This window comes from Kitasatospora sp. NPDC056273, from assembly GCF_042268845.1.
Lineage (GTDB): Bacteria > Actinomycetota > Actinomycetes > Streptomycetales > Streptomycetaceae > Kitasatospora.
The window spans coordinates 46,106-53,596 of the sequence record NZ_JBHJSJ010000060.1 but is presented as its reverse complement, the minus strand read 5'-3'; the positions used below and the strand labels follow the sequence as shown (position 1 = coordinate 53,596).

Here is a 7,491-nt window from a genome sequence, read left to right as displayed (position 1 = left end):
CCGGATCCGGTGCGGGGCCCCTCCTCGTGGCGTGCGCGCTACTTGGCGACGACCATGGCGTCGCGGATCGCCCTGGTCTGGTCGGCCGCCTGGGTCAGGGTGGTCTCCTGGCCGCCGGTGAGCTGGCCGTGGCTGTTCACGTTCATCTTGCTGAAGGTGACCCGGCCGGTGGTGGACCGGTCCGCCCACACGCAGACCGTCGGACCGGGCTTGCCCGCGATCCCGGCCACGCCGCAGGAGAGCTTCGCGGAGGAGTTCCTGGAGTCGCGGGCCGGGAAGTCGGTCAGCGGGGTGGTCCAGGTGACGTCGTCGTCGCCGGTGCTCTTCTTGGCGTCCGCGATGATCTTCCCGGGGTCGTTGAGCTTCCCGTAGACGCCGAGCACCGAGAAGGTGTCGAGGTCGGTGCCCCGGCTGTAGCTGGCCGCGATCACGTGGAGGTCCTTGCCGAAGTCCGCCGCCTCCGGCTTGTTCGGGTCGACGGCCTTGTCCTCGGCCGACTTCTGGGAGTAGCCGTCCGGGATGGTGTCCGGGGCGGACATCCGGTACCGGCCGCCCTGGTCGTTCCCGCCGAGGAACTTCCAGGCGGCGAAGCCGCCGCCGCCCAGCACCAGGGCGCCGACCACCAGCCCGATCACCAGGCCGCCCTTGCCCTTGCGCTGCTGCGGCTGCTGCGGGTAGCCCGGCTGGCCGTACGGGGCCTGCGGAGGCACGCCGTACGGCTGCTGCGGGGGCTGGCCGTACTGCGGTTGGCCGTACGGGGGCTGCGGCTGCGGCTGGCCGTACGGGGGCTGGCCGTACGCGGGCGGGGGCGGGGGCGCGCCGTACGGCTGCTGCGGCGGCGGGCCGTACGGCGGCTGACCCCCGTACGGCTGCGGCTGTCCCTGCGGGTACTGCTGTCCCTGGCCGTACATCTGCGTCCGTGCTCCCCCGCCGCACCCGCGGCCTGTCGTCTGTCCGGTCGTCCGTGCCCGTCCGGTCCACCGGACGAGTGCCCGGGCACGCTACCGCACGGCGCCGGGCCGGGACCCGTCCGGTCCGCGCCCGGCCCGCGGACCGGAAAGCGGTTCGTGACCCACCCCCCGGTTACGTAAACTGTGCGTCGTGACCGACACGACGAACCAGCGCCCCGTGAGCACCTTTGCCGGGGACGAAGCAGCGACCCTCCCGACGACCTACACCCCCGCGGACGTAGAGGGCGAGCTGTACGAGCGCTGGGTAGACCGTGGCTACTTCACCGCGGACGCGAAGAGCGACAAGCCCGCGTACACCATCGTCATCCCCCCGCCGAACGTCACCGGCGTCCTGCACCTGGGCCACGCCTTCCAGCACACGCTGATGGACGCGCTGACCCGCCGCAAGCGCATGCAGGGCTTCGAGACGCTCTGGCTGCCCGGCATGGACCACGCCGGCATCGCCACCCAGAACAAGGTCGAGCAGCAGCTCGCCGAGGAGGGCCTGTCCCGGCACGACCTGGGCCGCGAGGCCTTCGTCGAGAAGGTCTGGGAGTGGAAGAAGAGCTACGGCGGCCGCATCCTCGGCCAGATGCGCCGGCTCGGCGACGGCGTGGACTGGTCGCGCGAGCGGTTCACCATGGACGAGGGCCTGTCCCAGGCCGTCCAGACCATCTTCAAGCGGCTCTTCGACGACGGCCTGATCTACCGCGCCGAGCGCATCATCAACTGGTGCCCGCGCTGCCTCACCGCGCTGTCCGACATCGAGGTGGAGCACGAGGACACCCCGGGCGAGCTGGTCTCGATCCGCTACGGCGAGGGCGAGGACTCGATCGTCGTGGCCACCACCCGGGCCGAGACGATGCTGGGCGACACCGCGGTGGCCGTCCACCCGGAGGACGAGCGCTACAAGCACCTCGTCGGCCGGACCATCAAGCTGCCGCTGACCGACCGTGAGATCCCGGTCGTCGCCGACGAGCACGTCGACCCGGAGTTCGGCACCGGCGCCGTCAAGGTGACGCCCGCGCACGACCCGAACGACTTCGCCATCGGCCAGCGCCACGACCTGCCCAACCTGTCCGTCATGGACGAGTGCGGTGCGATCACCGTGCACGGCCCCTTCCTCGGCATGGACCGGCTGGAGGCCCGCTCGGCCGTCGTCGGCGCGCTGCGCGAGCAGGGCCGGATCGTCGCCGAGAAGCGTCCGTACATGCACGCGGTCGGCCACTGCTCGCGCTGCCACACCGTGGTCGAGCCGCGGCTGTCGCTGCAGTGGTGGGTCAAGGTCGAGCCGCTGGCCAAGGCCGCCGGCGACGCCGTCCGCGACGGCAAGGTGGAGATCCACCCGAAGGAGCTGGAGCGCCGCTACTTCGACTGGGTCGACAACATGTACGACTGGTGCATCTCGCGCCAGCTGTGGTGGGGCCACCGGATCCCGGTCTGGTACGGCCCCGACGGCGAGGTCGTCTGCGTCGGACCGGACGAGCAGCCGCCGACCGGCGAGGGCTGGCACCAGGACCCGGACGTCCTGGACACCTGGTTCTCCTCCGGCCTGTGGCCGTTCTCCACGCTCGGCTGGCCGGAGAAGACCGCCGACCTGGAGAAGTTCTACCCGACCGACGTCCTGGTGACGGGCCACGACATCATCTTCTTCTGGGTCGCCCGGATGATGATGTTCGGCCTGTACGCGATGGACGGCGAGGCGCCGTTCAAGACCGTCGCCCTGACCGGTCTGGTGCGCGACGAGTTCGGCAAGAAGATGTCGAAGTCCTCCGGCACCGCGGTCGACCCGCTGGACTGGATGGACGCCTACGGCGCCGACGCCGTCCGCTTCACCCTGGCCCGCGGCGCCAACCCGGGCGCCGACGTGCCGATCGGCGAGGACTGGGTCAAGGGCTCGCGCAACTTCTGCAACAAGATCTGGAACGCGACCCGCTTCGCGCTGATGAACGGCGCCACCGTCGAGGGCCCGCTGCCCGCGCCGGAGGAGCTGACCGCGGTCGACCGCTGGATCCTGTCGCGGCTGAACGCCACCGTCGCCGAGGTGGACGGGCTGTACGAGGACTACCAGTTCGCCAAGGCCACGGACGCGCTGTACCACTTCGCCTGGGACGAGGTCTTCGACTGGTACGTCGAGCTCTCCAAGACCACCCTGGCCAAGGGCGGTCCGCAGGCGGACGCCTCGCGCCGGGTGCTGGGCGAGGTCCTGGACGTCACCCTGCGGCTGCTGCACCCGGTCGTCCCGTTCGTCACCGAGGCGCTGTGGACGGCGCTCACCGGCGCCGAGTCGCTGGTCGTGACCGAGTGGCCGAAGGACAGCGGCTACCGTGACGCGGCCGCCGAGTCGGAGATCGCCACGCTGCAGCAGGTGGTCACCGAGGTCCGCCGGTTCCGTTCGGACCAGGGCCTGCAGCCCGCGCAGCGCGTCCCGGCCCGGCTGGAGCTGGCCGGCACCGTGCTGGCCGTCCACGAGGACGCGATCCGCTCGCTGCTGCGGCTGACCGCGCCCGAGGAGGGCTTCGCGGCCACCGCCTCGCTGCCGGTGGCCGGTGCCACCGTGTCGCTGGACCTCTCCGGCACCATCGACGTCGCGGCCGAGCGCAAGCGCCTGGCCAAGGACCTCGCGGCCGCCGAGAAGGAGAAGGCCCAGACCACCGCCAAGCTCGGCAACGAGGCGTTCCTCGCCAAGGCGCCGGACGAGGTGGTCGCCAAGATCCGGGGCCGCCAGGAGGCCGCCGAGGCCGACATCGCCCGGATCACCGCCCAGCTCGCGGCGCTGCCGCAGGGCTGACCGCCCGTCCCCGCCGAAGGGGCCGTACTCCGCGACGCGCGGGGTGCGGCCCCTCGGCGTTTTCCGGGTTCCGGTTCCGGTTCGGCTTCCCCGGCCGCTTTCCTTACACCAAATAGCCCAGGAACATTGCTCCCTTCCGGCGAATTATCATCCTGCGACCGGGTGAGGTCCTATTCCGAGCGAATTGATTCCGGTCTTGCCCGCGCGGGTTCGCGGAAGTTTGCAGGTCCGCTGTGTACCGTGTGCACGGAGTTTCCGAATGGGCGTTTCCGCTGAGCGTTCCTGCTGAGCGACGGACGGGAGGGCATGGCGTGGTGGTGACCGAGGAGTTGGCCGACGAACTGCCTCTGGAGGCGGTCGAGGAGGCCAAGGCCAGGGCGGCGACCCTGCTGCTCGCGTTCCGGCACGGCAACCAGATCGCGTTCGACCACGAGCTGGACCTGCTGTTCGCCGAGCACGCCGAGCGCGAGGTGACCACCCTGCTCGCCTGGATCGCCGCCGAGGCCGTCCGCAAGGCGTACGCCCCCGAGGTCGGCGACCGGGTGCTGCGGGCGATGGCCCGGCGCGCCCCGGAGGACACCGGCGGGGTCGCGGTGGACGAGGAGACCGCGAGCGCGGCCCAGCTGATCGAGGCGGTGGCGGCCGGCGAGGTGGCCGAGGTCCGCGGCCTGGTGGCCGCGACACCCGACACCACCTTCCTGCTCGGCGGTCTGCTGCAGGGCGTCGCGATGATGCTGCCGCTGCTGCCCGACGGTGAACTGGCCGAGATCACGGCCGAGTTGCGCCGTCGGCACGGCGGCGCCGCGCACGTCCCGGAGGCCCGGGCCGGGGTCTGAACCCGGGCCTCCGGCAGACCGGCCGGGCCGGTTACGGCATGGCGTGCAGGTGCGAGCCGATGGTGCCGGCCACCGGGTTGCCCGCCTTGGCGTCCCAGTTGGTCGACCAGGTCATCGCGCCGCCGATGCCCGGCCAGGCGGTGTCCGGCTTGTAGCTGCCGCAGTTGGTGCCGGAGGCCAGGCAGTCCAGCGCGTTGTTGACGGTGCCGGCGGCGAGGTACCCGCCGCCCGCGGCGCTGGTGGAGGCCGGCACCCCGAGGCCCACCTGGTCGGGCCGCAGCCCGCCCTTGAGCTGGATGCAGGCCAGTGCGGTGAGGAAGTTCTCGGTGCCCTGGGAGTAGACGTTCCCGTCGCAGCCGTTCATCGCGCCGGAGTTGTAGTACTGCATGTTGACGATGGTGAGGATGTCCTTCACGTTCAGCGCCAGCTTGAAGTACTCCATGCCGGTCGACTGCATGTCGATCGTCTGCGGCGCCATGGTGAGGATGAATCCGCTCCCCGCCTTCGCGGCCAGGGCGTGCAGCGCCTGGCCCATGTAGGTGGAACTGATGCCGTTCTCCAGGTCGATGTCGATCCCGTCGAAGCCGTAGCTCTGCATCAGCGCCCAGGCGGTGCTGGTGAAGGTCGCGGCGGAGGCGGAATCGCCCACCCAGACCGTGCCGTTCTGGCCGCCGATGGAGAGCACCACCCGCTTCCCGGCCGCCCGCTTGGCCGCGATGTCGGCCTTGAACTGGGCGTCGGTGTAGCCGCCGAGGCGGGAGGAGAGCGCCGGGTCGAGGGTGAAGCTCAGGCCGCCGCGGGTGGCGGTGGCGTCCGCGAAGGAGACCGCGATGATGTCGTAGGCGGCCGGGACGTCGCTGATCCGCTGGACGGTGGCGCCGTTGTCGAAGTTCTGCCAGTAGCCGGTGAGGATGTGCTTGGGCAGGTCCGGCGGCTTGCCGGTGGAGGTGGGGGTGGGCGTGCCGCTGTCCGTGGGGGTGGCCGTCGGACTCGGCGAGGCGGTGGAGGTGGCGGTGGCCGTCGGGCTCGGCGACGGCTGCGGTCCGCCGGGGCCGAGCAGCGAGACGTCGTCGGCGGCGAAGGCCGGCTGCCCGTACCAGCCGTGCAGGTAGACGGTGACGCTGGTGGTGTTCGGGCCGGTGGTGAAGCTCGTGGTCAGCTGGGTCCAGCCGCCGGCGCCGGGGGTCCAGGTGCTCGGATCGGTGCCGCCGGTGCCGCGGGCGCCCAGGTAGACGTACGAGCCCTGCACCCAGGAGCTCAGGGTGTACGCGGAGGAGGGCTTCACCTGGACGGTCTGGGTGCACTCGCCGGTGTCACTCCCGGCCGGGGTGGACTGCAGGGCGTACGTGCCGGAGTGGACGGTGGTGCGCTGGACCGTACCGCTCGAACAGGTCCAGCCGGACAGGTTCCCGGTCTCGAAGCCGCCGTTGACGATCAGGTCGGTGTCGGCGGCGTGGGCGCCGGTGCCGCCGGCCAGGACGAGTCCGCCCAGGCCGATGACCAGGGCGCTCGCTCCGGCGAGCAGGGAGTGGACGGCGCGCGGGCGCCGGTGTCGGGCAGGTGGCATGACTCCGTCTCCAGTGGGGGAGGCCCGGCGGGCGCCTCGTGGGGGAGGAGCGCCGTCCGGGGTGTCGATGGTGCGCGTGCGGGAGCTACCGACAACTCAAGTCCCGGTCGGGAACGGAGACTTGCCTCACAAGGTGGAGTAGACCAATTCTGCTGTCAAGAGGACCTAGGCGGCTGAAGGCAAGGCCTGCCGGCCGGCCGGGTCGGCGAGTGCCGCGGTCAGCGCGGCGATCCGGGCCGAGGCCAGGCCGTCGCCGTACGGGCTCGGGGTGGCCGCCAGCCGGGCGAGCCGCTCGGGGGTGTCGGAGAGCCAGGCGCGGGCCAGGGTGCCCAGTTCCTCGCCGGGCCGCACCAGCGCGGCGAAGCCGGCCGCCACCGCCTCCGGACGTTCGGTGGAGCGGCGCACCACCAGCAGCGGGCGGCCGAGCACGGTGCACTCCTCCTGCACGCCGCCGGAGTCGGAGACCAGCAGCGCCGCGTGGCACGCCAGGCCCAGGAAGTCGCCGTAGCCGACCGGGCCGGTGACGGCGAGGCGCTCCAGCAGGCCGTCCAGGCCGAAGCGTTCGACGGCGGCCCGGGTGCGCGGGTGCATCGGGAACAGCACGGGGGTGCCGGCCCGGGCGATCCGGTCCAGCTCGGCGAGCACCGCGCCGAGCGCCTCGGCGGTGTCGGTGTTCTCCGGGCGGTGCACGGTGGCCAGCACGTACGCGTCCGGGCGCAGGCCGTGCGCGGCGAGCAGCGCGGCGCGGGTGGCCCCGTCCGGCAGCTGACGGCGGACCACCTCGACGACGGTGTTGCCGGTGAGCTCGATCCGGTCCTCGGCCAGCGACTCGGCGCGCAGGTTGGCGACGTTCTCCCCGGTGGCGGCGCAGAGCAGGTCGGAGACGTGGTCGACCATCACCCGGTTGTGCTCCTCGGGCATCGCCCGGTCGAAGCTGCGCAGCCCGGCCTCGACGTGGACCAGCGGGATCTCCCGGGCGTTGGCGGCCAGCGCCCCGGCCAGGGTGGCGTTGGTGTCGCCCTGGACGACCACGGCGGCGGGGCGGTCCTCGGCGAAGGCGGCGTCCAACTGGCCGAGGGACTGGGCGATCTGACCGGCCCGGGGGCGGCCGCCGACCCCGGTGAGCAGCTCCGGCCGGGGCAGGTCCAGGTCGCGCAGGAAGCGGCCGGACATCGCCTCGTCCCAGTGCTGGCCGGTGTGCACCAGCCGGGTGGCGTCGCCGAGTTCGTGGATCAGCGGGGCGAGCTTGACCAGCTCGGGGCGGGTGCCGAGGACGACGGCGACGCTGGACGGGGGCAGGCACATGCTCATGCGGGGCTCCGGTGGCGTGGGGGAGGGGCGGCGCGA

Annotated in this window: 5 protein-coding genes; 2 read left to right on the top strand and 3 right to left on the bottom strand. The window is 72.3% G+C overall.

Going from position 1 to position 7,491, the window contains the following annotated elements:
• Positions 1-38 precede the first annotated feature (38 nt).
• A complete protein-coding gene (locus ACFCY1_RS34970; RefSeq protein ID WP_375877189.1) occupies positions 39-911 on the bottom strand; it encodes a hypothetical protein in 873 nt (290 codons plus the stop codon).
• 190 nt (positions 912-1,101) lie between these two features.
• On the opposite strand from ACFCY1_RS34970, the gene ACFCY1_RS34965 reads away from it, so the two are divergent.
• On the top strand, positions 1,102-3,741 hold the full coding sequence (locus tag ACFCY1_RS34965) for a valine--tRNA ligase (RefSeq protein WP_375877188.1): 2,640 nt from the start codon (positions 1,102-1,104) through the stop codon (positions 3,739-3,741).
• Between the two features lie 311 nt (positions 3,742-4,052).
• Positions 4,053-4,577 (top strand): hypothetical protein, encoded by a 525-nt coding sequence (locus ACFCY1_RS34960; protein ID WP_074000687.1) that lies wholly within the window; start codon positions 4,053-4,055, stop codon positions 4,575-4,577.
• A gap of 31 nt (positions 4,578-4,608) precedes the next feature.
• On the opposite strand, the gene ACFCY1_RS34955 is transcribed toward ACFCY1_RS34960, so the two are convergent.
• A complete protein-coding gene (locus ACFCY1_RS34955) occupies positions 4,609-6,144 on the bottom strand; it encodes a chitinase (RefSeq protein WP_375877187.1) in 1,536 nt (511 codons plus the stop codon).
• Positions 6,145-6,309: 165 nt separating this feature from the next.
• Positions 6,310-7,455 (bottom strand): non-hydrolyzing UDP-N-acetylglucosamine 2-epimerase, encoded by a 1,146-nt coding sequence (wecB, locus tag ACFCY1_RS34950; protein ID WP_375877186.1) that lies wholly within the window; start codon positions 7,453-7,455, stop codon positions 6,310-6,312.
• Between the last annotated feature and the right edge of the window lie 36 nt (positions 7,456-7,491).

Excerpts from the sequence above, each read along its gene's own strand:
- wecB (WP_375877186.1), bottom strand. The coding sequence starts at position 7,455 with ATGAGCATGTGCCTGCCCCCGTCCAGCGTCGCCGTCGTCCTCGGCACC.
- ACFCY1_RS34955 (WP_375877187.1), bottom strand. The coding sequence starts at position 6,144 with ATGCCACCTGCCCGACACCGGCGCCCGCGCGCCGTCCACTCCCTGCTC.
- ACFCY1_RS34970 (WP_375877189.1), bottom strand. The coding sequence starts at position 911 with ATGTACGGCCAGGGACAGCAGTACCCGCAGGGACAGCCGCAGCCGTAC.